Source organism: Methylobacterium sp. J-067 (genome assembly GCF_022829465.1).
GTDB lineage: Bacteria > Pseudomonadota > Alphaproteobacteria > Rhizobiales > Beijerinckiaceae > Methylobacterium > Methylobacterium litchii.
This window is the reverse complement of sequence record NZ_JAKSXZ010000110.1, coordinates 266,460-289,934: the sequence shown is the minus strand read 5'-3', so window position 1 is coordinate 289,934 and position 23,475 is coordinate 266,460. Positions and strand designations below refer to the sequence as shown.

Below are 23,475 nucleotides of genomic sequence, written 5' to 3'. Positions count from 1 at the left end.
GGGCCTGAAATTAGTGCTGGCTCCGGCGCGCGGCCCTTTCCGCGCGCCGACTGGTCGCGGCTGGATTACTCCGCCGCCACCGGCATCCGCGCCATCTCCATCTCGCGCAGCGCCCGGCGGTACTCCACCGGCATCACCTTGACGAACTTGGTGCGATAGCTCGCCCAATCCTCGAGGATCGCCTTGGCCTTCGGGCTGCCCGTGTACTTCAGATGGTTGGTGATGAGCTGGCTCAGCCGCTCCTCGTCGTGGCCCGACATGTCCGCGAGGATGTCCACCCGTCCCTTGGTCTCTAGGTCGCCGTCCTGGTGGAAGCGACGCATCAGGTCGTCCTCCTCCTCGACGGGCTCCAGATCGACCATCGACAGGTTGCAGCGCTTGGAGAACGAGCCGTCCTCGTCGAGCACGTAGGCGAGGCCGCCCGACATGCCCGCCGCGAAGTTGCGCCCGGTCTCGCCGATGGACACCACCACGCCGCCGGTCATGTACTCGCAGCCGTGGTCGCCCATGCCCTCGACCACCGCGATGGCGCCGGAATTGCGCACGGCGAACCGCTCGCCGGCCGAGCCACGGATGTAGCACTCGCCCGCGATGGCCCCGTAGAGCACGGTGTTGCCGACCATGATCGTCCGCTCGGACGGCGACTTGAGCGCGTCGCTCGGCCGGATGATCAGCTTGCCGCCCGACAGGCCCTTGCCGACGTAGTCGTTGCCGTGGCCGGTCAGTTCGAGGGTCACGCCCGCCGCCGCCCAGGCGCCGAAGCTCTGGCCGGCGGTGCCGGTGAGCTGCACCTTGATCGTGTCGTCGGGCAGGCCGTCATGGCCGTGCGCCTTGGCGACCTCGCCGGAGAGCATGGCCCCCGCCGCACGGTCCGAATTGCGGATCGTGTCGGTGAGCACGACCGGCTCGCCGTTGGCGATGGCACTCCGCGCCCCCTCGATCAGCCGCCGGTCGAGGACGGTGTCGATCGGGTGATGCTGCCGCTCGACATGGCGGATCGCCATCTCGGGGCCGACGTCCGGCCGGTGGAACAGCTTCGTGAAGTCGAGACCCTTCGCCTTCCAGTGCGAGATGGCCGCGACCTTGTCGAGGATGTCCGAGCGGCCCACGACCTCTTCCAGCTTCGTGAAGCCGAGGGCGGCCAGGATCTCCCGGACCTCCTCCGCCACGAAGAAGAAGTAGTTCACCACGTGCTCGGGCGTGCCCTTGAAGCGCTTGCGCAGCACCGGGTCCTGCGTCGCCACGCCCACCGGACAGGTGTTCAGGTGGCACTTGCGCATCATGATGCAACCGGCCGCGATCAGCGGCGCGGTCGAGAAGCCCATCTGGTCCGCGCCGAGCAGGGCCGCGACGATCACGTCCCGCCCGGTGCGCAGGCCGCCATCCGCCTGGAGGGCGACGCGTCCGCGCAGGCCGTTGAGCACCAGCGTCTGCTGGGTCTCGGCCAGCCCCGTCTCCCACGGGCCACCCGCGTGCTTGAGCGAGGTAAGCGGCGCCGCGCCCGTGCCCCCGTCGAAGCCCGAGATGGTGATGTGGTCGGCCCGCGCCTTGGCGACGCCCGCCGCGACGGTGCCGACACCGACCTCGGAGACGAGCTTCACCGAGACGTCCGCCGACGGGTTCACGTTTTTCAGGTCGAAGATCAGCTGGGCCAGATCCTCGATCGAGTAGATGTCGTGGTGCGGCGGCGGCGAGATCAGGCCGACGCCCGGCGTGGCGTAGCGGACCTTGGCGATCTTCGCATCGACCTTGTGGCCGGGCAGCTGGCCGCCCTCGCCGGGCTTGGCGCCCTGGGCCACCTTGATCTGCATCATGTCGGAGTTGACGAGGTATTCCGTCGTCACGCCGAACCGGCCCGATGCCACCTGCTTGATGGCCGAGCGCCGCGAGCGCCCGTCCGGCAGGGGCTTGAACCGCTCCACCTCCTCGCCGCCCTCACCCGAGTTCGAGCGACCGCCGAAGGAGTTGAGGGCGATGGCTAGCGTCTCGTGCGCCTCCTTGGAGATGGAGCCGTACGACATGGCGCCGGTGGCGAACCGCTTCACGATCTCGGCGGCCGGCTCGACGGCATCGAGCGGCACCGGAGCCCGGCCGATCTCCTCGGCCGACTTGATGCGGAACAGGCCGCGTAGGGTCTTGAGCTGGTTCTCCTGCTGGTTCACCAGCTTGGCGTATTCCCGGTAGCGCTCGGGCACGTTCATGCGCACCGCGTGCTGCAGGGTCGCCACCGTATCCGGCGTCCAGGTGTGGACCTCGCCGCGCAGGCGGTAGGCGTACTCGCCACCGACATCCAGCGCGTTCCGGTAGACCGGGGCATCGCCGAAGGCGTCGCGGTGACGGCGCACCGTTTCCTCCGCGACCTCGGCCATGCCGACGCCCTCGATGGTCGTCGCCGTGCCGAAGAAGTCCCGGGCCACGAAGGCCGAGTTCAGGCCCACCGCGTCGAAGATCTGCGCGCCGCAATAGGACTGGTAGGTCGAGATGCCCATCTTGGACATGACCTTCAGCAGACCCTTATCGATCGCCTTGATGTAGCGGTAGATGATCTCGTCGTCGGTAAGGTCCGGCGGGAACTCGTCCTTCATCTCGACCAGGGTTTCGAAGGCGAGGTACGGGTTGATCGCCTCCGCGCCGTAGCCGGCGAGACAGGCGAAGTGATGCACCTCGCGCGGCTCACCCGACTCGACCACGAGGCCGACCGAGGTGCGCAGCCCCTTGCGGATCAAGTAGTTGTGCACGGCCGCCGTGGCGAGCAGCGCCGGGATCGGGATGCGATCCGGCCCGACCGCCCGGTCGGTGAGCACGATGATGTTGTAGCCGCCGCGCACCGCCGCCTCGGCGCGGTCGCAGAGACGGTCCAGCGCCCCTTCCATGGCCGCCGCGCCATTCTCGGCGGGGTAGGTCATGTCGAGGGTCTTGGTGTCGAACCGGTCCTCGAAATGGCCGATGGAGCGGATCTTCTCCAGATCGCCGTTGGTCAGGATCGGCTGGCGGACTTCCAGCCGCTTGCGGCGGGAGGCGCCCTCCATGTCGAGCAGGTTCGGCCGCGGCCCGATGAACGAGACGAGGCTCATCACGGCCTCCTCGCGGATCGGATCGATCGGCGGGTTCGTCACCTGCGCGAAGTTCTGCTTGAAGTAGGTGTAGAGTAGCTTCGATTTCTCGGAGAGCGCCGAGAGCGGCGTATCCGTGCCCATGGAGCCGACCGCCTCCTGGCCGGTGACGGCCATGGGCTGCATCAGCAGCTTGAGGTCTTCCTGCGTGTAGCCGAAGGCCTGCTGGCGATCGAGCAGTTTGACGTCGCCCCGCGACTCGCGCGGCTGCACCGGGCGCAGGTCCTCCAGCACGATCTGGGTGTTCTTCACCCAGTCGGCATAGGGGTGCGCCTGAGCGAGTTCGCCCTTGATCTCCTCATCAGAGACGATCCGGCCCTTCTGCAGGTCGATGAGCAGCATCCGGCCCGGCTGAAGGCGCCAGGACTGGACGATCTTCTCGTCCGGGATCGGCAGCGTGCCGGCCTCGGAGGCGAGCACGACGAGCCCGTCGTCGGTGACGATGTAGCGCGCCGGGCGCAGGCCGTTCCGGTCGAGCGTCGCGCCGATCTGCCGGCCATCGGTGAAGGCCACGGCGGCCGGCCCGTCCCACGGCTCCATCAGGGCGGCGTGGTACTCGTAGAAGGCGCGCCGCTCCTCATCCATGAGCGGGTTGCCCGCCCAGGCTTCGGGGATGAGCATCATCATCGCGTGGGCGAGCGGGTAGCCGCCCATCACGAGGAATTCGAGCGCGTTGTCGAAGCAAGCGGTGTCCGACTGGCCTTCGTAGGAGATCGGCCAGAGCTTCGAGATGTCGTTGCCGAACAGGTCCGAATCGACGCTCGCCTGCCGGGCGGCCATCCAGTTTACGTTGCCGCGCAGGGTGTTGATCTCGCCGTTATGCGCCACGAAGCGATACGGGTGAGACAGCCGCCAGGTCGGGAAGGTGTTGGTGGCGAAGCGCTGGTGCACGAGCGCCAGCGCCGAGACGAACCGCTCGTCCTTCAGGTCGAGGAAGTAGTTCCCGAGCTGGTTCACCAGCACCATGCCCTTGTAGACGATGGTGCGGGTCGAAACCGAGACCGGATAGAACTCCTTCATCCGCTGGTCGTCGTGCTTGTAGATGGTGTTCGAGATCGCCTTGCGGGCGACGTAGATGCGCCGCTCGAACGCATCCTGGTTCGACACCGAAGCCGGGCAGCCGATGAAGACCTGCCGGTGGCAGGGCTCCGTCGCCAGGACCGCCTTACCGAGATCGGACGAATCGACCGGCACATCGCGCCAGCCGAGCAGGGGCAGACCCTCGGCCGCCAGCGTCGCGGCGACGATGCCCTCGATCACCCGGCGCGGCTGCTCGGCCTTCGGAAGGAAGAGCTGCGCGATGGCGTATTGCCCGGCGGGCGGAAGCTCAAAGCCGAGGCGCGAGCACTCCTCCGCGAAGAAGGCATGCGGGATCTGCGTGAGGATGCCGCAACCGTCGCCCATCTTCGGGTCCGCGCCGACGGCGCCCCGGTGGTCGAGGTTTTCGAGGATCTTCAGGCCCTGCTGCACGATGGAGTGGCTGCGCCGGTCGTGCATGTCGGCGATGAAGCCGACGCCGCAGGCGTCGCGCTCATGGGCGGGGTCGTAGGCGCCCTGGGCTTTCGGGAAAGCAGGGTCGCGCACGATGAGCGGCGCCGTGGTGGCGCCGCGGGGAGCGTTCGGCTCGGGGGCGAAACCGCGTCCAGCCATGCTTCCTCTCGTCCTTCCCTCGTCACGAGCCGCGCCCGATCCTTCGGGTTCCGCCAGCAGGTTTCGTGCCTCGATATCACCTTCGACCGGCCGGAGCGCAAAAGACGCAGGGGGCCGCCCCGTGTGGCGGTGCCCGGAGGCCCGCTCGCACAACAGCGGCGCGGTCTCTTCTGCCGACGATTGCGCCCGCGCGCGACGCGCGATCAAGGCGAATGGGACAGTGCTACTGTCCTAATCGGCGAAGTTGGCAGATTGGAGTGGTTTCAGCAAGGGCTCCAGCGCTTTGCCGAGGTTGCGACCTCCGGTGGTTGCACTTCCGGCGCGATACGGCCGGCGCCATTCGCAATATCGCCAGAATCGGCTTGTCTACGGAAAGGGCCGAGCACAAGCGGCATGCGGGGCAACGACCTCGCCGGCATGGCCGAGAACCGGGCGAACCGGGCGGGCCATGCCGGAACCGGACTACCCGGCCGGGTCTCCAGAAACGGGAACGAATGTGATGAGCGTGAGCGCCAATCCGATGAGCGCCAAGCTGCGATCCCGCGTGCTGCGGGCCGCCCTTCTGTCGGCGGGCCTCGTCGCGGCCTCGGCCGGCGGCGCGAGCGCGCAGGGCTTCGCCCGGACCTTCTTCGAGGATGACGTTTTGCCGCCGCGCGTCATCGCGTGGCGTCTGGCCGACCGGGGCTTCACCGGGGTGACGCGCCCGCGCTACGACGGCCGCTTCTATCTCGTGGACGCGATCAGCCCCGCCGGCATGCCGGTGCGTGTGGTGGTCGATCCAACCAGTGGCGCCATCGTCGGCCGGGAGCGGATGCCGGGCCAGGACGTCTACGCCCGCCTCGAACGGCCGCCCGTTCGCTCCATGCCCGGCTACGGCTGGACGGAGGATGACGTCGCCCGACCGCCGCAGCCTGCCCCCTACGAACCCGGCCCGTCCTTCCGCCAGCCGCGCCGGCCCGGCGCCGAGGCCTTGCGTCCGCCCGAGGGCAATCCCCTTGGCCTGAACCCCGATGGCAGCCACCGTGCCGAACCCCCGCGCAAGGTCGCCCGCACCAGCCCGACCAAGGCGCCGGAGAAGCCGTCCCTTGCCAAGGTGAGCCCCGTCGCCCCCGCGCCGAAGCCGGCGCCGGAGGCCGCGCAGCCCCCCGCCGAACCCGCGACCCCGACGGCCATCGCCAACCCGCCGGCTGAGCCGAAGCCCGTCGCCGCCGTGGCGACGCCGAAGCCGGATTGGAAGGACCCGCCCGCCGAGGGCAAGCGCAACGTCCGCGTGATCGGCGGCGCGACCGTCGTGCCGGGCACGCCTGGGAAGGACGGCGAGGCCGCGCAATAATCGTCAGCGTACGAGCCTCTCGCCACCCGTGAAGACGGTGAGGGAATCGGAGCGGGCGATGGCGCACAGGGTGATCCCGTGCTCCTTCGCCCGTTCGAGGGCGAGCGAGGTCGGCGCCGAGATCGCGACCACCATTCCCGCCCCGAGGCGAGCCGTCTTCTCCACCATCTCGAACGAGCAGCGGCTCGTGATGACGAGGAATCCCTCGGCCGGGTCGGTGCCGGCCCGCATCATCGCGCCAATGAGCTTGTCGAGGGCGTTGTGGCGGCCGACATCCTCGCGCACCGCGAGCAATGTCCCGTCGAGCAGCGCCCAGGCCGCCGCATGGACCGCCCGTGTCCTCGCGCCGAGCGTCTGCGCCGAATCGAGGGCTTCGAGCGCCTTGGCGATCGACGCGACCGGCACGCGCAGCGACGTCCCCTCCCGCGTCTGGGCCCGTGGCAGGGAGTCCAGATTCTCGATCCCGCAAACGCCGCATCCCGTCCGCCCGCTGATCGCGCGCTTCCTCGCGAGGTGTTCGCGCAGCCGGCCGGGGGCGAGCTCGACCAGGAGACGAAGCCCGCCCTCGACCTCCTCGACCTGGACGTCGCGGATCTCGGAAGCATCCTCGACGATACCTTCAGTCAAGCTGAAGCCGTAGGCGAAATCTTCGAGATCGCCCGGTGTGGTCATCATCACCGCATGCGGCACGCTGCCGTAGACGAGGTTGACCGGCGCCTCGACGGCAAGCGGCCTCGTCCCGTCGCGGAATGCCATTTGGGCGTAGTCGACCACACTCATCTGTGCATCGACGGAAAGAAGCGAGTTGTGTTGCTGCTGCGCGACGCTTCCAGCCTTTGGAAAGCCCTCCATGCGACGCTTGGGTGGTTGCACCACGATCGTCCTTGTGATCTGAAGCCATCCGCGGAAGCCCGTTCAGTGAATGATCGGGCATTCCGTCAGGTCGGCGATGGTCCCCGCGCAGTCAAGACGGGGCGAACGACCTGCAGCGAATGGACGGGGAGCCATGAGAGGAATGCGGACGGTGCGGACGATCACCAGGTCCTTGACGACCTTGCCGTTCCTCGGCGCATTGCTTGTAGGCGCCGCTCCGGCCTCGGCCGGCGGGTTCGGCCAGCCTGTGCCGTGGGAGATGAGCCGGCAGATCCCGGTCACGGAAAACGCCCGCGACATCCTGAATTTCGAGATCGGCCTGCACTGGCTTTCGCTGGCAATCTCCCTCTTCGTTTTGGGCCTGATCCTGTGGTGCGTGTTCCGCTTCGGCGAGAAGCGCAACCCGTCCCCCTCGCGCTTCACCCACAACACGGCCATCGAGGTCGCCTGGACCATCGTGCCGGTTCTGATCCTCGTCGCCGTCGCGATCCCCTCGTTCCGCCTGCTGCGCACGCAGCTCTCGGACCCGAAGGCGGACATGATCGTGAAGGTCATCGGGCACGCGTGGTACTGGTCCTACGAGTATCCGCAGACCGAGCAGGGCGGCGGCTTCACGTTCGACGCCAACATCGATGAGGACAAGCAGCCCCGCCTGCTGCAGACCGACAACGAAATGGTCGTTCCGGTGAACAAGGTCGTAAAGATCCAGGTCACCGCCGCCGATGTGCTGCATTCCTGGGCGATGCCGGCCTTCGGCTTCAAGATCGACGCCGTCCCCGGCCGCCTGAACCAGATGTGGTTCAAGGCCGAGAAGGAAGGCACGTTCCACGGCCAGTGCTCCGAGCTGTGCGGCCAGCGGCACGCCTACATGCCGATCGTCGTGCGCGTCGTCAGCGACCAGGCCTACGCGGAATGGCTGAAGGAGGCCAAGACCAAGTACGCCGCCATCGACAACGGCAAGAGCTTCGCCGAGGCGCGCTGACCCGCGCCCGGCCTCCGCAACGCACCCGTCCATCCTTAAGGCACGTCTCAGATGGCAACACACGCCACCCATGCCGGGGCCCACGACGCCCACGACCACCACATGCCGGGGTTCTTCGCCCGCTGGTTCCTCTCGACGAACCACAAGGACATCGGCACGCTGTACCTGCTGTTCGCGTTCTGCGCGGGCATGATCGGCGCCTTCCTCTCCTTCGGCATCCGCATGGAGATGGAACAGCCCGGCCTGCAGTACTTCTCCAACCCGGCGACCTATAACGTCTTCGTCACGGGCCACGGCCTCATCATGGTGTTCTTCATGGTGATGCCCGCCCTGATCGGCGGCTTCGGGAACTGGTTCGTGCCGCTGATGATCGGCGCGCCGGACATGGCGTTCCCGCGCATGAACAACATCTCGTTCTGGCTCACCGTGGCGGGCTTCTGCTCGCTGCTGTGCTCGCTGTTCGTCGAAGGCGCCCCAGGGGCCAGCGGCGCCGGCACGGGCTGGACCGTCTATCCGCCGCTCTCGACCGCCGGCCATCCCGGCCCGGCCGTCGACTTCGCGATCTTCGCCCTGCACCTGTCCGGCGCGGGCTCGATCCTCGGCGCCATCAACTTCATCACCACCATCCTGAACATGCGCGCCCCCGGCATGACGCTGCACAAGATGCCGCTCTTCGCCTGGGCCGAGCTGGTCACCGCGTTCCTGCTGCTGCTCTCGCTGCCGGTGCTCGCGGGCGCCATCACGATGCTGCTGACGGACCGCAACTTCGGCACGACGTTCTTCGACCCGGCCGGCGGAGGTGATCCGATCCTGTACCAGCACCTGTTCTGGTTTTTCGGTCACCCCGAAGTGTACATCATGATCCTGCCGGCCTTCGGCATCGTGTCGCACATCATCGCCACGTTCTCGCGCAAGCCGGTCTTCGGCTACCTCGCGATGGCCTACGCGATGGTCGCCATCGGCGTCGTCGGCTTCGTGGTGTGGGCTCACCACATGTACACGGTCGGCCTGTCGCTTCAGACGCAGTCCTACTTCGTGTTCGCCACCATGGTGATCGCGGTGCCGACGGGCGTGAAGATCTTCTCCTGGATCGCGACCATGTGGGGCGGTTCGATCCGCTTCACCGCCGCGATGCACTGGGCGGTGGGCTTCATCTTCCTCTTCACCGTCGGCGGCGTGACCGGCGTGGTGCTCGCCAACTCGGCGGTCGATAAGTACCTCCACGACACCTACTACGTCGTCGCGCACTTCCACTACGTGCTGTCGCTCGGCGCCGTGTTCGTCATCTTCGCCGGTGTCTACTACTGGTTCCCGAAGATGACCGGCCGCATCATCCCGGAATGGGCCGGCAAGCTGCACTTCTGGCTGGCCTTCATCGGCGCGAACATCCTGTTCTTCCCGATGCACTTCCTCGGCCTCGCCGGCATGCCGCGTCGCTACGCCGACTATCCCGAGGCCTTCGCCGGCTGGCATAAGGTCTCCACCTACGGCGGCCACATCTTCGGCCTTGGCATGTTCGTCTTCGTCATCGGCGTCGTCCTGGCGTTCCGGTCGAAGGAGCGGGCTGCGGACAATCCGTGGGGCGAGGGTGCCACCACCCTGGAATGGACCCTGTCCTCGCCGCCGCCCTTCCACCAGTTCGAGACCCTGCCCCGCATCATCGACGAGCCGGGCGTCCACTAAGTCATCCATCGCCGGGGGCCGTTCGCGGCCCCCGCCCTTCCCCGGAGGCCGCCGCAAGCGACCTCCCGGCAAGGGCGCCCCGGGGCCGATTGCCGGGGGACGCGGGCCGCAGAGCCCCGACACCTTGAACGGACTTGCACCTGAGTGACGACCCCGTGGCGCATGCCGCCCCGTGGTCGCGGGCCGAGCAGCAGCGAACCTGATGACGAGTGCCACCAACACCCTGAGCCCTGCGGTCGCGTCCGTCGGCGGCGACGTTCCAGACTACTTCGCCCTGCTGAAGCCGCGGGTGATGGTGCTCGTGATCTTCACGGCGCTGGTCGGAATGAGCGTGTCACACGGCCATGTCTCGCCGGCCATCGGCGCGATCTCGCTCTTCGCCATCGCGGTGGGCGCGGGCGCCTCGGGCTGCCTCAACATGTGGTGGGACGCCGACATTGATGCGGTGATGACCCGCACTTCGAGCCGGCCGATCCCGGCCGGCAAGATTACCTCCAGCGAGGCGCTGGGCTTCGGCCTGTTCCTCTCCGTGGCGTCGGTGATGGTGCTCGGGCTGGCCGCGAACTGGCTCTCGGCGGCGCTCCTCGCCTTCACCATCGTCTTCTACGCCGTGATCTATTCGATGTGGCTGAAGCGGGCGACCGCGCAGAACATCGTCATCGGCGGCGCGGCGGGTGCCCTGCCCCCGGTCATCGGGCAAGCGGTCGTCACCGGGCAGGTCGGCATCGAGTCGCTGGTGCTGTTCGCCATCATCTTTATCTGGACGCCGCCGCACTTCTGGGCGCTGGCGCTCATCAAGGCCGGTGAATACGCCCGCGCCGGCATCCCGATGATGCCGAACGTCGCCGGCCCGGATTCGACCCGCCGTCAGATCGTCTGGTACTCGCTCTTCCTGGCGCCGCTCGGCCTCGTCCCGGTTGCCCTCGGCTTCGGCGGCCTGCTCTACGCCGTGGTCGGCACCGTGGGCGGGATCGGTATGGTGGCGCTCAGCGTCCGCGTGCTGAAGAACAAGACCGGCGAGGCCGAGAAGAAGGCCGCGATGGGCCTGTTCGGCTTCTCGATCCTCTATCTCTTTGCGCTGTTCTCGGCGCTGCTGGCCGAGCAGAGCCTCGGCCTGTTCCGTGCAGTCGTGGCCTGAGCCATGATGCCGGATCCGAAGGTCGAGTATCGTCCGCTCACCCCTGAGGAAGAAGCGCGCCGCCGCAAGCGTTCGGTGGCGATCGCCCTGGCGCTCGGGGCGATGGTCCTGCTGTTCTTCGTGCTGACCATCGCGAAGCTCGGTCCGCAGGTTCTCAACCGGCCGCTCTAGAGGGAGACGCGATGACTGCCCTGTCCCCCGGTCCCTCCCCTCGCCCCCCGACCACACGCGGCGCCGCCCGCACGGCGGTGATCTGCGCGGGCGTGGCCTTCGGGATGGTCGGCCTCGCCTACGCGTCGGTGCCCCTCTACAACGCCTTCTGCAAGGCGACGGGCTACGACGGCACGCCCCGGCAGGGCCCGGCCCTCTCGGTCGCCGCCGCGCACAGCAACGACAGCATGGTCGTCCATTTCGACACCAACGTCGCCCCCGGCCTGCCGTGGAAGTTCGCGCCAGAGGCGAACCAGGTCGAGGCGAAGCTCGGCGAAACCAAGACCGTCTTCTTCCGCGTGAAGAACGCGAGCGACAAGCCCACGACGGGTGTCGCGACCTTCAACGTTCAGCCCGGCCTGATGGGCGGGTACTTCGTGAAGGTGGCCTGCTTCTGCTTCAATGAGCAGACCCTGCAGCCGGGTGAGACCATCGACGTGCCTGTCGTCTTCTACGTCGATCCGGCCGTGCGCGACGATTCGAACACAGCGCATCTGTCGGAGATGACGTTGTCGTACACGTATTTCGCCTCGAAGAACGGCCAGCCGGTGACGGCATCCGTGGCCAACACGGCACCGTCGGGGACGAAACGCGATTTCTGATCGCGGGCGCGTGACAATAAGGGCCCGGAGCGATTAAAGCTGCGGGTAAGCTGGGCAAGAGCGGTGGTGCCGGAAGGGCTTACACCGCCGCGTGAGGAGCGACGGGACGATGGCTGAGGCGCACGCCAAGAATCACGACTTCCATATCCTCGCGCCGAGTCCGTGGCCGCTGATCGGCGCCTTCTCCGGGTTCCTCATGGCGTTCGGCGCCGTGTTCTGGATGAAGAGCCTGCAGATCGGCACCCTGTCGCCGGGCCCCTACGTGTTCGGCCTGGGCGCGGTCGGCGTGCTCTACACCATGTACTCGTGGTGGAAGGACGTCGCGCACGAGGCCGATGCCGGCGATCACACCCGCGTCGTGCAGCTCCATCACCGCTACGGCATGATGATGTTCATCGCCTCCGAAGTGATGTTCTTCGTCGCGTGGTTCTGGGCCTTCTTCGAGGCCGCCCTCTACACCGCCGACCCGATCCAGGTGTCGCGCGTGGAGTTCACCGGCGGTGTCTGGCCGCCGAAGGGCATCGAGGCGTTCGACCCGTGGCACCTGCCGCTGCTCAACACGCTGATCCTGCTCACCTCCGGCACCACCATCACCTGGGCGCACCACGCCCTCCTCGAAGGGGACCGGAAGGGCCTGAAGTACGGCCTGTGGCTGACGATCGTCCTCGGCGTCATCTTCACGGCCTGCCAGGCCTTCGAGTACAGCCACGCGGAGTTCGGCTTCGCGGGCAGCATCTACTCGTCCACGTTCTTCATGGCGACGGGCTTCCACGGCGCCCACGTCATCATCGGCACCATCTTCCTCGCCGTCTGCCTGATGCGGGCCTATGCCGGCTCGTTCACGCCTAAGCAGCATCTCGGCTTCGAATTCGCGGCCTGGTACTGGCACTTCGTCGATGTGGTGTGGCTGTTCCTCTTCGCTGCCATCTACGTGTGGGGCTCGGGAATCGGTCACGCGGCCCACTGACGGGCGCGTAACCGAAAAGAACACTGATCCAAACACATGACGGGGCGGCTTTGGCCGCCCCTTCTTCGTTCCGCGGCGATCCCTTATCTCAACGATAGACTCAACGTACTGGATCGCCATGCCCACCCCCCCGCCGATACCGACAGGTTTGCGCGGCGCCTGTCCGCGCTGCGGCGAAGGCCACCTGTTCCAAGGCTATCTCGCGCTGCGGCCCCGCTGCGAGGTCTGCCACCTCGACTATTCGGGTTTCGATTCGGCGGATGGGCCGGCCTTCTTCGTCATGTCGATCGTCGGCTTGATCGTCGTCGGCACCGCCCTCTGGCTGGAGATCAGCTACGAGCCGCCGATTTGGGTCCATGCCCTGGTGGCGGGTACCCTCTCCATCGGCTTAAGTCTGTTGCTGGTGCGTCCGCTGAAGGGGCTGCTGATCGCGCTGCAGTTCAAGAACAAGGCCGAGGAGGGCCGCTTCGAGCTGTGAGCGGTATTCGGGCCGGTGCGTGGCGCGACCTGATTGCGCCGGGTCTGTCTGCCTTGATCGCGCTGGCGATTCTGATCGGCCTCGGAACGTGGCAGGTCGAGCGCAAGTCGTGGAAAGAGGATCTGATCGCGCGGATCATCGCTCAATCCAGGGCCGAGCCGGTGGCGCCGCCCGCTTCGGCAGCCTGGGATCCGGCCGACGAGTTCCGGCATGTGCGCGTGGCGGGCCATTTCCTCAACGACAAGGAGACGCTGGTTCATGGTCTCGCCGCAGGCGAGACGCCGGGACGGGCGCTTCAGGGCTACTACGTCATCACCCCCTTCGTGCGCGACGATGGCGGGACCGTCCTCGTCAATCGCGGCTTCGTGCCGACGGAACTGAAGGCGCAGGCCGACCGCTTCGCAGGGCTGATCGAGGGTGAGACTAATGTCACCGGCATCCTGCGGGCGAGCGAGCCGCGTGGGATGTTCGTGCCGGCGCCGGATCCCGCGAAGGGCGAATGGTTTAACCGCGACGTGGCCGGCATCGCCGTCGCGCGGGGGCTCGGTGACGTCGCGCCCTACCTGATTGAGGCCGATGCGGTGCCGGGTCAGACGACGTGGCCGCGCGGCGGCCAGTTGCGCGTCGACCTGCCGAACAACCACCTGCAATATGCCTTCACCTGGTACGGCATCGCCGCCTGCCTCGTCGGCGTGTTCGGCGTGTTCGCGTGGCGGCGGCTGCACGAGCCGGCCTGACCCACCCCGTTTCTGCATACATTTGGACAAGAGAACGAACCGCCCTCGCAGACGTGGGGGCGGTGGCACGTCGTTCCGGGTCCTCGTTCGAAAATAGCCGAACGTTCCTTTGACGGGACGAAATAGGCTGGCGATACTCTGACGGTCGGATCAGCCGAAGTACTTCAGCGGACGCCATGAGACGTCGCGATGTACATCGCCCTTCAGAAGGACTTCGCCGCGCCATGAGCATTCGTCGCGAGCACACCAATTCCGAGCCCGTTCGTTTCGCCTATTGGGTGCCGAACGTGTCCGGCGGCCTCGTCATCAGCCGTATCCCGCAACGGACGAGCTGGGACGCGGAATACAACCGCAAACTGGCACAAATCGCGGAAGAGGCGGGGATCGACTACGCGCTCACGCAGATCCGCTTCACGGCCGGCTACGGCGCGGAGTACCAGCACGAGTCGGTCGCCTTCAGCCACGCCCTGCTTGCCGCCACGACCAAGCTGAAGGTCATTGCCGCGATCCTTCCCGGCCCATGGAACCCGACGCTCGCCGCCAAGCAGATCGCCACGATCTCGCAGCTGACGAGCGGACGCATCGCGGTGAACATCGTCTCGGGCTGGTTCTCCGGCGAGTTCCGCGCCATCGGCGAACCCTGGCTCGACCATGACGAGCGCTATCGCCGCTCGGAGGAGTTCATCCGCTCCCTGCGGGGGATCTGGACGCAGGACAACTTCACCTTCCGCGGCGATTTCTACCGCTACACGAACTACACGCTGAAGCCGAAGCCGGCCGAACCCCTGCCGGAGATCTTCCAGGGCGGCTCGTCGCGGGCGGCGCGGGACATGGCCGCGCGGGTCTCCGATTGGTATTTCACGAACGGCAATACGCCGGAGGCCATCCGCGCGCAGGTCGAGGACATCCGCGCCAAGGCGGCCGAGAACGGCAACGCGCCGAAGATCGGTGTGAATGCCTTCGTCATCGCCCGCGATACCGAGGAGGACGCCCGCGCCGTCCTCAACGACATCATCGCCCATGCCGACTCGGATGCGGTGAAGGCGTTCGGGCACGAGGTGAAGAACGCCGGCAAGGCGAGCCCGGAGGGCGAGGGCAACTGGGCGAAATCCACCTTCGAGGATCTGGTCCAATACAACGACGGCTTCCGCTCGAATCTGATCGGCACGCCGGACCAGATCGCGGAGCGCATCATCGCCCTCAAGGATGCCGGAGCCGACCTCGTTCTGCTGGCCTTCCTGCATTTCCAGGAAGAGGTGGAGTATTTCGGCCGGGAGATCCTGCCGAGGGTCCGCGCCCTGGAAGCGGCCCGTCAGGCGGCGCCCGCCGCCGCTGCGGCCTGAGCGCGGAGGCTGCCATGACCATTGCCCTCGCCCCTCATTCCCTCGGCGGCAGCGCGGCCGGGGTGCCCGGGCCGCCCAAGCCCGCGACGCCGGCCCGCGTGATCCGCGACGACGCGGAGGCGATCAGGGTCGCCACCAGCCTCGCGGCCGAGATCCGCACGGGCGCGTCGGAGCGGGACCGCGACGCGGTACGGCCCCTGCGTGAGGTCGATGCCTTCTCGCAGAGCGGCCTCTGGTCCATTAACGTGCCGAAGACCCATGGCGGGCCGGAGGTGTCCTACCGGACGCTGGCGCGGGTCATCGCCATCGTCTCGGCGGCGGACCCGTCCGTCGGACAGATCGCGCAGAACCATCTCGGAATCGTCGCGGCGATCAGGACCGTCTCGGACGAGGCGCAGCAGGCGCTGCTGTTCGGGGAGGTGCTGCGCGGCGTCCGCTTCGGCAACGCCTTCTCGGAGCGGGGCACGAAGCGCGCCGCCGACTTCGAGACCCGCTTCGTGGATGACGGCGACCACGTCATGGTGCGCGGTCAGAAGTTCTACGCAACGGGCGCCCTGCTCGCGCATCTCGTGCCGATCGTCGCCGTCGATACCGAGGGGCGCGCGTGGTACGCCATCGCGGAGCGGGATGCGCCGGGCCTCACGGTCATCGACGATTGGTCCGCCTTCGGCCAGCGCGGCACGGCGAGCGGCACCGTGCTCATCGAGGATGTCCGGGTGCCGAAGACGCACCTCGTCCCGGCCTGGAAGGGCTACGAAGGGCCGCGCACGGACGGGGCGGTGTTCCAGATCATCCAGGCGGCCATCGATGCCGGCATCGGCCGCGCCGCGCTCGATGACACCATCGCCTTCGTGCGGGAGAAGGCCCGGCCATGGATCGACAGCGGGCAGGAGCGCGCCTCGGACGATCCCTATACGATCCAGGCCATCGGCGACCTCACCATCCGCCAGCACGCCGCCGAGGCGCTGCTCGACCGGGCGGGCGAGGCGCTGGACGCCGCCATCGCCGCGCCGGATGCGGAGACGGTCGCCGCCGCGCAACTCGCTGTGGCGGAGGCGAAGGTGCTCACCACCGAGATCGCGCTGGCCGCGTCGAACAAGCTGTTCGAGCTCGCGGGCACCCGCTCGACCCTCGCCGCCGAGAATCTCGACCGGCACTGGCGCAACGCCCGAACCCACACGCTGCACGATCCGGTGCGCTGGAAATACGCCATCGTCGGCAACCACGCGCTCAACGGCGTCAACCCGCCGTTCCACGCCTGGAGCTGAGTCCGCCCGCGTCAGAGCACCGGCACGCCGCGCGCCTTGGCCTTGTCGCCGGGCTCGACATGGATCGTCACCACGGTGCCGGGAATCGTGGTGGCGAGGGCGTCTTCCAGACGGTCGCAGATGCAATGCGATTCCGCGACCGTCATCTCCCCCGGCACGACGAGGTGGAAATCCACGAAGGTCGCGCTGCCAGCGGAGCGGGTGCGTACGTCGTGCGCCTCCAGGGCGCCCTCCCCGTGCTGCGAGATGAGGGCGCGGACCTGCCCGACGACCTCGGGCGACGCGGCCTTGTCCATCAGCCCATCGACCGACTCGCGGACCATGCGGTAGCCGGACCACAGGATGTTGAGGGCCACGAGGCCCGCAATGGCCGGATCGAGCACCGGCATCCCCGTGAACCACACCGCCGCGACGCCGCTGAGAACACCGATCGAGGTCAAAACGTCGGCGAAGATGTGCCGGCCGTCGGCGATCAGGGCGGGCGAGCGCCATTCCCGGCCCCAGCGCAGCAGCGCCCAGGCCCACGCCGCGTTGACGACGCCCGCGACGGCGTTGATCGCCAAGCCGGCGGCGGGGGCATCGAGGGGCTTCGGAGCGAGGAAGCCGTTATAGGCCTCACGCAGGATCAGCAGGGCGGCCACGATGATGAGCGCGCCCTCGATCACCGCCGAGAAGAACTCGGCCTTGTGGTGGCCGTAGGGGTGGTCCTCGTCGGCCGGCTGAGCGGCAATGCGCAGGGCGATGAACGCGCCCGCCGCCGCGACCACGTTGATGATGCTCTCCAGCGCATCGGAATACAGCGCGAGGCTCCCGGTGAGCCACGCGGCGTAGAATTTCAGCGCCGTGACGGCGACGCCGATCCCCGCGCTGAGCAGGGCGGCTTGCTGCGAGCGTTCCATGGTCGAACCGTATGGGTGAACGCCGGCTGCATATCCGACGACACCCCCGGAAGACCATGGCAAAGCTTCGAGTGCCGGGAATACCTCTTAGCCCAGGCTTAACTCGGCGGGCGTGTTGGGCATCTGGCCCTTGCGCGCGGCCTCCCGGCTGCGGCTGCGTTCCGCCTGGGCACGGGCGCGCTCGGCCTTGCGGAGGAAGCCGCGCTTCTGCCACGCGAACCGGGCCTTGGCGGCCAGGGCGTCGAGGCGGGCCGCCTCGCGCGACCAGTAATCCACGAGTTGGCCGTCGAGGGTCACCCGCAAACGCGCTGTCTTGCGGTCCATGACATCACTCCTTCGGTGAGGGAGGTTCACTCGTCTCTTCGATCGTCAGGGCATCGGGCTCGCTGCCGAAGCTGCCGATCCCGGCATCGCGCACCGGAACGTTGGGGCTGCCATAGGGCTCGCTCGGGTAGGCTTCCTGGAATCGCGACCGTGCCTGGTCGGGGTCATCGGCCTTCAGGACGATCTGCTCCGTCCCCGGCAGGGGCCAGCGCGGGTCGGCGGGATCGCGCGGACGCACGGCGTACCACGGCATAGGCTCGCTCCTCCGGCCGCGCGCTCGTTCGGATCAGGCGTGGCGGCGACCAAGCATTTAAGTCCGGCGGCGCGATTCGGTTCGGCCCGCTTGATCCGAAGGGTGTTCCGTCCCACCTCCTCCGCGTCTGCACCGGGCCGGGATGACGGCCTCCAACGAGGACGTGCGATGATCGATCTGCATTATTGGCCGACGCCGAATGGCCACAAGGTCACGATGTTCCTGGAAGAGGCCGGGCTCCCCTACACGATCAAGCCCGTGAACATCGGCAAGGGCGAGCAGTTCGATCCGGACTTCCTCAAGATCGCCCCGAACAACCGCATGCCGGCCATTGTGGATCACGAGCCGAAAGGCGGCGGCACGATGAGCCTGTTCGAATCGGGCGCGATCCTCCTGTACCTCGCGGAGAAGACCGGGCGCTTCATCCCGCAGGAGATGTGCGGGCGCTACGAGGTGCTGCAATGGCTGTTCTGGCAGATGGGCGGCCTCGGCCCGATGCTCGGCCAGAATCACCATTTCAGCCAGTACGCGCCGGAGAAGATCGAGTACGCGATCAAGCGCTACGTGAACGAGACCAACCGGCTCTACGGCGTCCTCGACCGTCGCCTCGCCGACCGCGAGTTCGTGGCGGGGCCGGATTACACCATCGCAGACATGGCCTGTTACCCGTGGATCGTTCCGTGGGAGAAGCAGGGCCAGGACCTCGACGAGCATCCGCACCTGAAGCGCTGGTTCCACGCCATCGCGGAGCGACCCGGCACCAAGGCGGCCTACGCCCACGCCCCGAAGATCAACCCGGATTTCGGGAAGACCATGAGCGAGGACGCCAAGAAGATCATGTTCGGGCAGACCGCCTCCCTCACGCCCCGCTAGGCCATGCGCCGGAGCCGCGCCGCCCTCCTTGCCCTCGGCGTCGCGGCCCATCCCGCTGGGGCCTACGCCGCCCCGGCGGACAACCTCGCCACGCTCTGGCAGACGCTCGGTACCTGCGCCACGCTCGATGACGTGCCGCCAGGGGCGATGGGTTCCGAGGTAACGGTGCTGTTCAGCCTGAAGCGCGACGGCTCGCTCCTCGGCCAGCCGCGCATCACCCATTCTCGCCTCGTCGGGACGGGTGACGAGCAGCGCGGCTTCATCGCGGCGGCGCTCGGCGCGGTGTCGCGCTGCCTGCCGATGGCGATCACCGACGGACTCGGTGGCGCCATCGCCGGGCGCCCGTTGAGCCTGCGGCTGACGAGCAGGAAGCCAGAACGGGCGCTCTGAGGCCGATCCTCACGACATCCTTATCGCGGCCGGCGGCTCGCCCCCTCGAACCCTCACGCCGGCGGGCTCACATGGGGGTCGCGGTCCTCAGAGGATCGAGTGAACCCCTCCTCCCCATCCATGTCACCCGCTCTTCTCGTCAGCGCCGCGCCGGCGCCCATGAACACCTTCGTCGTCGGACAGGATTCCCGGGGGCGCTGGGTCGCCGTCGAGATTCATGGGCGCGGTGGCGGCCTGTTCCGCGACCGGCAGGCCGCGTTCCATTACGCCTGCGTCGAGACGGGCCGCCGGCCCGACGCGGTGCTCGTCTCGGGCGACCGCATCGAACTGCGCACCTGATCTACGGCGCGTCTGGGGCGCGAAGCCGGTAGCCGACGCCGGTCTCTGTCAGCAGGAGACGCGGGCGCTCGGGATCGGCTTCGAGCTTCTGGCGAAGCTGGCGCATGTAGACCCGCAGGTATTGCGGGTCCGACGAGGTAGAGACCGCCTGCATCAGTTGCGCGTGGGTGAGCACCTTGCCGGCATGGTTCACCAGCACCCGCAGGAAATCGTATTCCCGCGGGGTCAGCTTCACCTCCGCGTCGTTCACGCGGACGATGCGGCGGACGAGATCGACCATCAGCCCCTCGACGCGGAAGATCGGCCGTTCGCCCTGCGTGGCCAATTGGTGGCGCAGGGCGGCGCGCAAGCGGGCTAGCAACTCGGCCATGCCGAAGGGCTTGGTGACGTAATCGTCCGCGCCGAGGTCCAAAGCCTCGACCTTGCCGCCCTCGTCGTCGCGGCTGGAGAGCACCACCACCGGCAGGTCGGGATGGGCGGAGCGGATCGCCTTCAACAGGTCGTGCCCGCGCATGTCGGGCAGGCCGAGATCGAGGATGACGAGGTCGGCGCCCTCGCGCTTCAGAACGTCGAGGGCAGTGCGCCCGTCCGGCGCTTCGAGAATCGTGTAACCCTGCGTCGAGAGCCCCATGCGCAGCAATTTACGGATCGGCGGCTCATCGTCGATCACGAGGACGGTGGCGCTCATGCGGCGATGTCCTTCGAGGTCCGCCCCTCCGGCACGGGCAGGCTGATCGTGAAGCAGGCGCCCAGGCGGTCGCGCCGGTTGGCAGCGGTGACGCGCCCGCCCATCGCCTCCACGAAGCCGCGCGAGATGGCGAGGCCGAGCCCCGTTCCGGCTCGCACCCGGTCGCCCTTGCGGGCGCGGTAGAACTTGTCGAACACGCGCTCGGTATCCGCCTCGGGCAGGCCGTCGCCCTCGTCCGTCACCTCGATGCGCAGTTGGGATCCCGCGCGGCGGGCGCGCACCGTCACCACCGAGCCCTCGGGGGCGTATTTCGCGGCGTTGTCGAGGATGTTCACGAGCACCTGCTCGAACAGGACGGGGTCGAGCCGCAGGGCGGGGAGATCCGGCTCGACATCGACCACCACCCGGTGGCCTCGCAGAACCTTGTCCACCCGGCGCAAGGCTGTGTCGATGATCTCGCCGACATCCTGCAGGGCGAGGTTCGGGGCCACGGCGCCGGCCTCCAATCGGGTCATGTCGAGGAGGTTGGCGATGAACCGGTTCAGCCGCTCCGATTCCTCGATGATGGTGCCGAGCAGGTCGGCCTTCGCCTCCGGCGGCAGCGCGGCCTCGAGGTCGCGCAGGGTGCTCGCCGCGCCGAGCACGGAAGAGAGCGGCGTGCGCAGATCGTGGCTGATCGAGGTAAGCAAGGCTTGGCGCAGGCGGTCGGTCTCGGCGGCGCGCTCGGCCTTGTCGAGGTCTTCGACGAGGCGGACGCGCTCGATGGCGAGCGCCCCCATGTCGGCCAGGGCGTCGAGGAGGCGCCTGTCCTCCGGGGTGAGGATCGGCCCCGTCCCGTCAGCATCGAGCCCGACGACGCCGATGGTGCCGCGCCCGGTGCGCATGGGGATGAAGAGGCGTCGCGCGCCCGGCAGGGTGTCGGCGCCGCGCCCGGCCGGGCGGTCGTTGTCGAAGGCCCAGCGGGCGGCGGCGAGGTCGGCTTCGTCCAGCCTGTCCTCCGGCGGGTAGCCGGCATGGACGGTGACGGTATCGTTCTCCGGCAGGAGCAGCACCGTCCGCACATTCAGCATGGCGGCGATCTGCGCGCAGGTGGCCCACAGCACGTCGTCGAGGGTACCGCAGCCCGCGAGCTTGCGCGAGAAGCCGTAGAGTCGTTCCGTCGCCCGCGCCCGCGACTGGCTGATCACCGCCGTCAGGCGCGAGCGCGCCGCGAGGTTCGAGACCAGCACGGCGACGATGGTGAACAGCACGAACGCCGCCACGTTCGACGGGTCGGCGATGGTGAAGGTGTAGAGGGGCGGCAGGAAGAAGAAGTTGTAGGCGAGCGAGGCCGCGACCACCGCCGCGAGGGACGGCCCCAGCCCACTGCGGATCGCCACGGCGACGACGCCTGTCAGCAGAAATAAGTCCGCATTCTCCGAGCCGAGACTCGGCTGCGCCGCCAGCGCGAGGCCGAGGCCGGTGGCGGTGACGAGCATGGCGAAGAGATACGGCCCGAAACCTTCGCGCCGCGCGGCGGCGACCGCGATGCCCCGGGATTTCGCGGCCTCCGGCGCCATCGCCTCGCCGGGTACGACGTGGACGCTGATCGCCCCCGAGCCGCGCACGAGATCATGGACCACCGAGCCGTTCAGCAATTCGAACAGCCAGGAGCGCGACGCCTTGCCGACGACGATGTGATTCACGTTCGCCGAGCGGGCATAGGCCAGGATGTCCTCCGCGACGCGGCGCCCGCCGGGGATGGTCACGGCATCGCCGCCGAGCCTGTCCGCGAGGCGCAGGGCGTCGGCGATCCGGTCGCGCTGCGCCTCCGTGAGGGAGGCCGAGCGCGCACCTTCCACCACAAGGGCGGTCCAGGGGGCGTGCAGCCGGTCGGCGAGGCGCTTGGCATAGCGCACGAGGCTCCCCCCGCGCGGATCCTCGTTGAGGCAGACCAGCAGTCGCTCCCCCGCCGCCCAGGGGCCGGCGATGGCGTTGGCCCGCATGTAGCTGATGAGCTCGTCATCGACCCGGTCGGCTGTGCGGCGCAGGGCGAGTTCGCGCAGAGCCGTCAGATTGCCGCGCGAGAAGTAATGGTTCAGCGCCCGCTCGGCATTGGCCGGCACGTAGACCTTGCCGTCCTTCAGGCGCTGGATCAGGTCGTCGGGGTTGAGGTCGACCACCTCGATGTCGTCCGCCCGGTCGAGCACGCTGTCGGGCACCGTCTCGCGGACGCGGATGCGGGTGATCGCGGCCACCACGTCGTTCAGGCTCTCGACGTGCTGGATGTTGAGCGTGGTCAGGACATCGATGCCCGCGTCGAGCAATTCCTCCACGTCCTGATAGCGCTTCGGGTGGCGCGAGCCCGGCGCGTTGGTGTGGGCGAGTTCGTCCACCAGGGCGAGGTCGGGGCGGCGGGCGAGGAGCGCGTCGAGGTCCATCTCCTGCAAGACGGTGCCGTGATACGGCACGCGGATTCGCGGGATCGTCTCGAACCCGTCGAGCAGGGCTTCGGTCTCGGCCCGCCCGTGTGTCTCGACCACGCCGACCACCACGTCGGCCCCGGCCTTCAGCCGCGCCCGGCCGATGGTCAGCAACTCGTAGGTCTTGCCGACGCCGGGAGCGGCGCCGAGGAACACCTTGAGCCGGCCGCGCCCCCGCTCCTCCCGGCGCGCGGCGTCGAGCAGCGCGTCGGGCGAGGGGCGGTTCGGGTCGCGTCCGGTCTCTGGCATCGGGTCAGGGGTGGGAGAGATCGTCCAGGGCGAGGTTCAGGGCCAGCACGTTCACGCGGGGCTCGCCGAGAACGCCGAGGGTACGGCCCTCGATGCGCGACGTCACCAAGGCCCGCACACGATCCTCGGGGAGGGATCGCGCCTTGGCGACGCGGGGCACCTGGAACAGGGCGGCCTCCGGGCTGATGTCGGGATCGAGGCCGGAGCCGCTGGTGGTCACGAGGTCCACCGGCACGGCGGCGCCGGGGTTCTCCGCCTTTAGGGTATCGAGGTCGCCCTTCACCCGCTCGGACAGGGCCGCGCTGGTCGGCCCGAGATTCGAGCCGGCGGAATTGCTGGCGTTGTAGGGCGCCGGCACGGTCTTGGTCGCGTCGGCCGGGTCGGCGGCCGTGGTGGCGGAAGGGCGGCCATGGAAATAGCCGGCCGAGGTGAAGTTCTGGCCGATCAGCGACGAGCCGACGACTTGGCCGTTCCGCTCGATGAAGCTCCCGGCGGCCTTTGCCGGGAAGACGGCCCCCGCGATTCCCGTGACCGCGAGGGGATAGGCGAGGCCGGTGATCGCGGTGAGGGCGACCATCAGGACGAGGGCGGGGCGAAGCTGGGTGAGCATGGGCGAACTCG

Annotated in this window: 22 protein-coding genes; 14 read left to right on the top strand and 8 right to left on the bottom strand. The window is 68.3% G+C overall.

Features of this window, described 5'->3' with window-relative positions; genetic code table 11:
- Positions 1-65: 65 nt before the first annotated feature.
- Complete coding sequence (gltB, locus tag MKK52_RS16485) at positions 66-4,763, bottom strand: glutamate synthase large subunit (RefSeq protein ID WP_243955627.1); 4,698 nt, start codon at positions 4,761-4,763, stop codon at positions 66-68.
- Between the two features lie 499 nt (positions 4,764-5,262).
- On the opposite strand from gltB, the gene MKK52_RS16480 reads away from it, so the two are divergent.
- Positions 5,263-6,096 carry a hypothetical protein gene (locus MKK52_RS16480; protein WP_243955626.1) on the top strand — a complete coding sequence of 278 codons (834 nt, stop codon included), beginning with the start codon at positions 5,263-5,265 and terminating at the stop codon, positions 6,094-6,096.
- Between the two features lie 3 nt (positions 6,097-6,099).
- On the opposite strand, the gene fdhD is transcribed toward MKK52_RS16480, so the two are convergent.
- The gene (gene fdhD, locus MKK52_RS16475; protein ID WP_243955625.1) at positions 6,100-6,876 is read right to left on the bottom strand and encodes a formate dehydrogenase accessory sulfurtransferase FdhD; all 777 of its coding nucleotides are present in this window, start codon (positions 6,874-6,876) and stop codon (positions 6,100-6,102) included.
- A 235-nt stretch (positions 6,877-7,111) separates the two neighbouring features.
- Between fdhD and coxB the strand changes: the two genes are divergently transcribed.
- The 10 genes from coxB (at position 7,112) to MKK52_RS16425 (ending at position 16,377) form a co-directional block, all read left to right on the top strand.
- Entirely contained in the window at positions 7,112-7,951 is an 840-nt protein-coding gene (gene coxB, locus MKK52_RS16470; protein WP_243955875.1) for a cytochrome c oxidase subunit II, read from the top strand.
- A gap of 51 nt (positions 7,952-8,002) precedes the next feature.
- Positions 8,003-9,634, top strand: coding sequence for a cytochrome c oxidase subunit I (gene ctaD, locus MKK52_RS16465; protein ID WP_243955624.1), 1,632 nt, complete (start codon positions 8,003-8,005; stop codon positions 9,632-9,634).
- 202 nt (positions 9,635-9,836) lie between these two features.
- Complete coding sequence (locus MKK52_RS16460) at positions 9,837-10,772, top strand: heme o synthase (RefSeq protein ID WP_243955623.1); 936 nt, start codon at positions 9,837-9,839, stop codon at positions 10,770-10,772.
- A gap of 6 nt (positions 10,773-10,778) precedes the next feature.
- Positions 10,779-10,943: a hypothetical protein gene (locus MKK52_RS16455; protein WP_243955622.1), complete on the top strand. Its 165-nt coding sequence runs from the start codon at positions 10,779-10,781 to the stop codon at positions 10,941-10,943.
- A gap of 11 nt (positions 10,944-10,954) precedes the next feature.
- Positions 10,955-11,584 (top strand): cytochrome c oxidase assembly protein, encoded by a 630-nt coding sequence (locus MKK52_RS16450; RefSeq protein ID WP_243955621.1) that lies wholly within the window; start codon positions 10,955-10,957, stop codon positions 11,582-11,584.
- 109 nt (positions 11,585-11,693) lie between these two features.
- Positions 11,694-12,551 carry a cytochrome c oxidase subunit 3 gene (locus tag MKK52_RS16445; protein ID WP_243955619.1) on the top strand — a complete coding sequence of 286 codons (858 nt, stop codon included), beginning with the start codon at positions 11,694-11,696 and terminating at the stop codon, positions 12,549-12,551.
- Positions 12,552-12,669: 118 nt separating this feature from the next.
- Positions 12,670-13,029 carry a DUF983 domain-containing protein gene (locus MKK52_RS16440; RefSeq protein WP_243955617.1) on the top strand — a complete coding sequence of 120 codons (360 nt, stop codon included), beginning with the start codon at positions 12,670-12,672 and terminating at the stop codon, positions 13,027-13,029.
- Entirely contained in the window at positions 13,026-13,766 is a 741-nt protein-coding gene (locus tag MKK52_RS16435) for an SURF1 family protein (RefSeq protein ID WP_243955615.1), read from the top strand. The genes MKK52_RS16440 and MKK52_RS16435 overlap by 4 nt, the downstream gene beginning before the upstream one ends.
- A 224-nt stretch (positions 13,767-13,990) precedes the next feature.
- Positions 13,991-15,109, top strand: coding sequence for a dimethylsulfone monooxygenase SfnG (sfnG, locus tag MKK52_RS16430; protein WP_243955613.1), 1,119 nt, complete (start codon positions 13,991-13,993; stop codon positions 15,107-15,109).
- A gap of 14 nt (positions 15,110-15,123) precedes the next feature.
- The gene (locus MKK52_RS16425) at positions 15,124-16,377 is read left to right on the top strand and encodes an SfnB family sulfur acquisition oxidoreductase (protein WP_243955611.1); all 1,254 of its coding nucleotides are present in this window, start codon (positions 15,124-15,126) and stop codon (positions 16,375-16,377) included.
- Positions 16,378-16,388: 11 nt separating this feature from the next.
- On the opposite strand, the gene MKK52_RS16420 is transcribed toward MKK52_RS16425, so the two are convergent.
- The 3 genes from MKK52_RS16420 to MKK52_RS16410 all read right to left on the bottom strand — a co-directional run bounded on the left by MKK52_RS16420 (position 16,389) and on the right by MKK52_RS16410 (position 17,853).
- Positions 16,389-17,276: a cation diffusion facilitator family transporter gene (locus MKK52_RS16420; RefSeq protein ID WP_243955608.1), complete on the bottom strand. Its 888-nt coding sequence runs from the start codon at positions 17,274-17,276 to the stop codon at positions 16,389-16,391.
- A gap of 87 nt (positions 17,277-17,363) precedes the next feature.
- A complete protein-coding gene (locus tag MKK52_RS16415) occupies positions 17,364-17,600 on the bottom strand; it encodes a hypothetical protein (RefSeq protein ID WP_243955606.1) in 237 nt (78 codons plus the stop codon).
- A 4-nt stretch (positions 17,601-17,604) separates the two neighbouring features.
- Positions 17,605-17,853 carry a hypothetical protein gene (locus MKK52_RS16410; protein ID WP_243955604.1) on the bottom strand — a complete coding sequence of 83 codons (249 nt, stop codon included), beginning with the start codon at positions 17,851-17,853 and terminating at the stop codon, positions 17,605-17,607.
- 168 nt (positions 17,854-18,021) lie between these two features.
- Here MKK52_RS16410 and MKK52_RS16405 point away from each other — a divergent pair, with 168 nt between their 5' ends.
- The 3 genes from MKK52_RS16405 to MKK52_RS16395 all read left to right on the top strand — a co-directional run bounded on the left by MKK52_RS16405 (position 18,022) and on the right by MKK52_RS16395 (position 19,455).
- Positions 18,022-18,726 (top strand): glutathione S-transferase N-terminal domain-containing protein, encoded by a 705-nt coding sequence (locus tag MKK52_RS16405; protein ID WP_243955602.1) that lies wholly within the window; start codon positions 18,022-18,024, stop codon positions 18,724-18,726.
- Between the two features lie 3 nt (positions 18,727-18,729).
- On the top strand, positions 18,730-19,116 hold the full coding sequence (locus tag MKK52_RS16400) for a hypothetical protein (protein ID WP_243955600.1): 387 nt from the start codon (positions 18,730-18,732) through the stop codon (positions 19,114-19,116).
- A gap of 159 nt (positions 19,117-19,275) precedes the next feature.
- Positions 19,276-19,455 (top strand): hypothetical protein, encoded by a 180-nt coding sequence (locus tag MKK52_RS16395; RefSeq protein ID WP_313898760.1) that lies wholly within the window; start codon positions 19,276-19,278, stop codon positions 19,453-19,455.
- A 1-nt stretch (position 19,456) separates the two neighbouring features.
- Here the strand turns inward: MKK52_RS16395 and MKK52_RS16390 are convergent, their stop codons facing one another.
- Genes MKK52_RS16390 through MKK52_RS16380 form a run of 3 tightly spaced genes read right to left on the bottom strand, consistent with a single transcriptional unit; the run spans position 19,457 to position 23,464 of the window.
- Complete coding sequence (locus MKK52_RS16390) at positions 19,457-20,143, bottom strand: response regulator (protein WP_243955595.1); 687 nt, start codon at positions 20,141-20,143, stop codon at positions 19,457-19,459.
- Complete coding sequence (locus MKK52_RS16385; RefSeq protein ID WP_243955594.1) at positions 20,140-22,854, bottom strand: sensor histidine kinase; 2,715 nt, start codon at positions 22,852-22,854, stop codon at positions 20,140-20,142. The genes MKK52_RS16390 and MKK52_RS16385 overlap by 4 nt, the downstream gene beginning before the upstream one ends.
- A 4-nt stretch (positions 22,855-22,858) precedes the next feature.
- Positions 22,859-23,464 carry a K(+)-transporting ATPase subunit C gene (locus tag MKK52_RS16380; RefSeq protein ID WP_243955592.1) on the bottom strand — a complete coding sequence of 202 codons (606 nt, stop codon included), beginning with the start codon at positions 23,462-23,464 and terminating at the stop codon, positions 22,859-22,861.
- Between the last annotated feature and the right edge of the window lie 11 nt (positions 23,465-23,475).

Bases quoted from the DNA above. Each gene is read 5' to 3' on its own strand.
- MKK52_RS16415 (WP_243955606.1), bottom strand. From the start codon at position 17,600: ATGGACCGCAAGACAGCGCGTTTGCGGGTGACCCTCGACGGCCAACTC.
- MKK52_RS16405 (WP_243955602.1), top strand. From the start codon at position 18,022: ATGATCGATCTGCATTATTGGCCGACGCCGAATGGCCACAAGGTCACG.
- sfnG (WP_243955613.1), top strand. From the start codon at position 13,991: ATGAGCATTCGTCGCGAGCACACCAATTCCGAGCCCGTTCGTTTCGCC.
- MKK52_RS16460 (WP_243955623.1), top strand. From the start codon at position 9,837: ATGACGAGTGCCACCAACACCCTGAGCCCTGCGGTCGCGTCCGTCGGC.
- MKK52_RS16400 (WP_243955600.1), top strand. From the start codon at position 18,730: ATGCGCCGGAGCCGCGCCGCCCTCCTTGCCCTCGGCGTCGCGGCCCAT.
- MKK52_RS16395 (WP_313898760.1), top strand. From the start codon at position 19,276: ATGAACACCTTCGTCGTCGGACAGGATTCCCGGGGGCGCTGGGTCGCC.
- ctaD (WP_243955624.1), top strand. From the start codon at position 8,003: ATGGCAACACACGCCACCCATGCCGGGGCCCACGACGCCCACGACCAC.
- MKK52_RS16455 (WP_243955622.1), top strand. From the start codon at position 10,779: ATGCCGGATCCGAAGGTCGAGTATCGTCCGCTCACCCCTGAGGAAGAA.
- MKK52_RS16480 (WP_243955626.1), top strand. From the start codon at position 5,263: ATGAGCGTGAGCGCCAATCCGATGAGCGCCAAGCTGCGATCCCGCGTG.
- MKK52_RS16440 (WP_243955617.1), top strand. From the start codon at position 12,670: ATGCCCACCCCCCCGCCGATACCGACAGGTTTGCGCGGCGCCTGTCCG.
- MKK52_RS16420 (WP_243955608.1), bottom strand. From the start codon at position 17,276: ATGGAACGCTCGCAGCAAGCCGCCCTGCTCAGCGCGGGGATCGGCGTC.
- MKK52_RS16445 (WP_243955619.1), top strand. From the start codon at position 11,694: ATGGCTGAGGCGCACGCCAAGAATCACGACTTCCATATCCTCGCGCCG.
- MKK52_RS16425 (WP_243955611.1), top strand. From the start codon at position 15,124: ATGACCATTGCCCTCGCCCCTCATTCCCTCGGCGGCAGCGCGGCCGGG.
- MKK52_RS16385 (WP_243955594.1), bottom strand. From the start codon at position 22,854: ATGCCAGAGACCGGACGCGACCCGAACCGCCCCTCGCCCGACGCGCTG.
- MKK52_RS16410 (WP_243955604.1), bottom strand. From the start codon at position 17,853: ATGCCGTGGTACGCCGTGCGTCCGCGCGATCCCGCCGACCCGCGCTGG.
- MKK52_RS16450 (WP_243955621.1), top strand. From the start codon at position 10,955: ATGACTGCCCTGTCCCCCGGTCCCTCCCCTCGCCCCCCGACCACACGC.
- MKK52_RS16380 (WP_243955592.1), bottom strand. From the start codon at position 23,464: ATGCTCACCCAGCTTCGCCCCGCCCTCGTCCTGATGGTCGCCCTCACC.
- gltB (WP_243955627.1), bottom strand. From the start codon at position 4,763: ATGGCTGGACGCGGTTTCGCCCCCGAGCCGAACGCTCCCCGCGGCGCC.
- MKK52_RS16390 (WP_243955595.1), bottom strand. From the start codon at position 20,143: ATGAGCGCCACCGTCCTCGTGATCGACGATGAGCCGCCGATCCGTAAA.
- fdhD (WP_243955625.1), bottom strand. From the start codon at position 6,876: ATGAGTGTGGTCGACTACGCCCAAATGGCATTCCGCGACGGGACGAGG.
- coxB (WP_243955875.1), top strand. From the start codon at position 7,112: ATGCGGACGGTGCGGACGATCACCAGGTCCTTGACGACCTTGCCGTTC.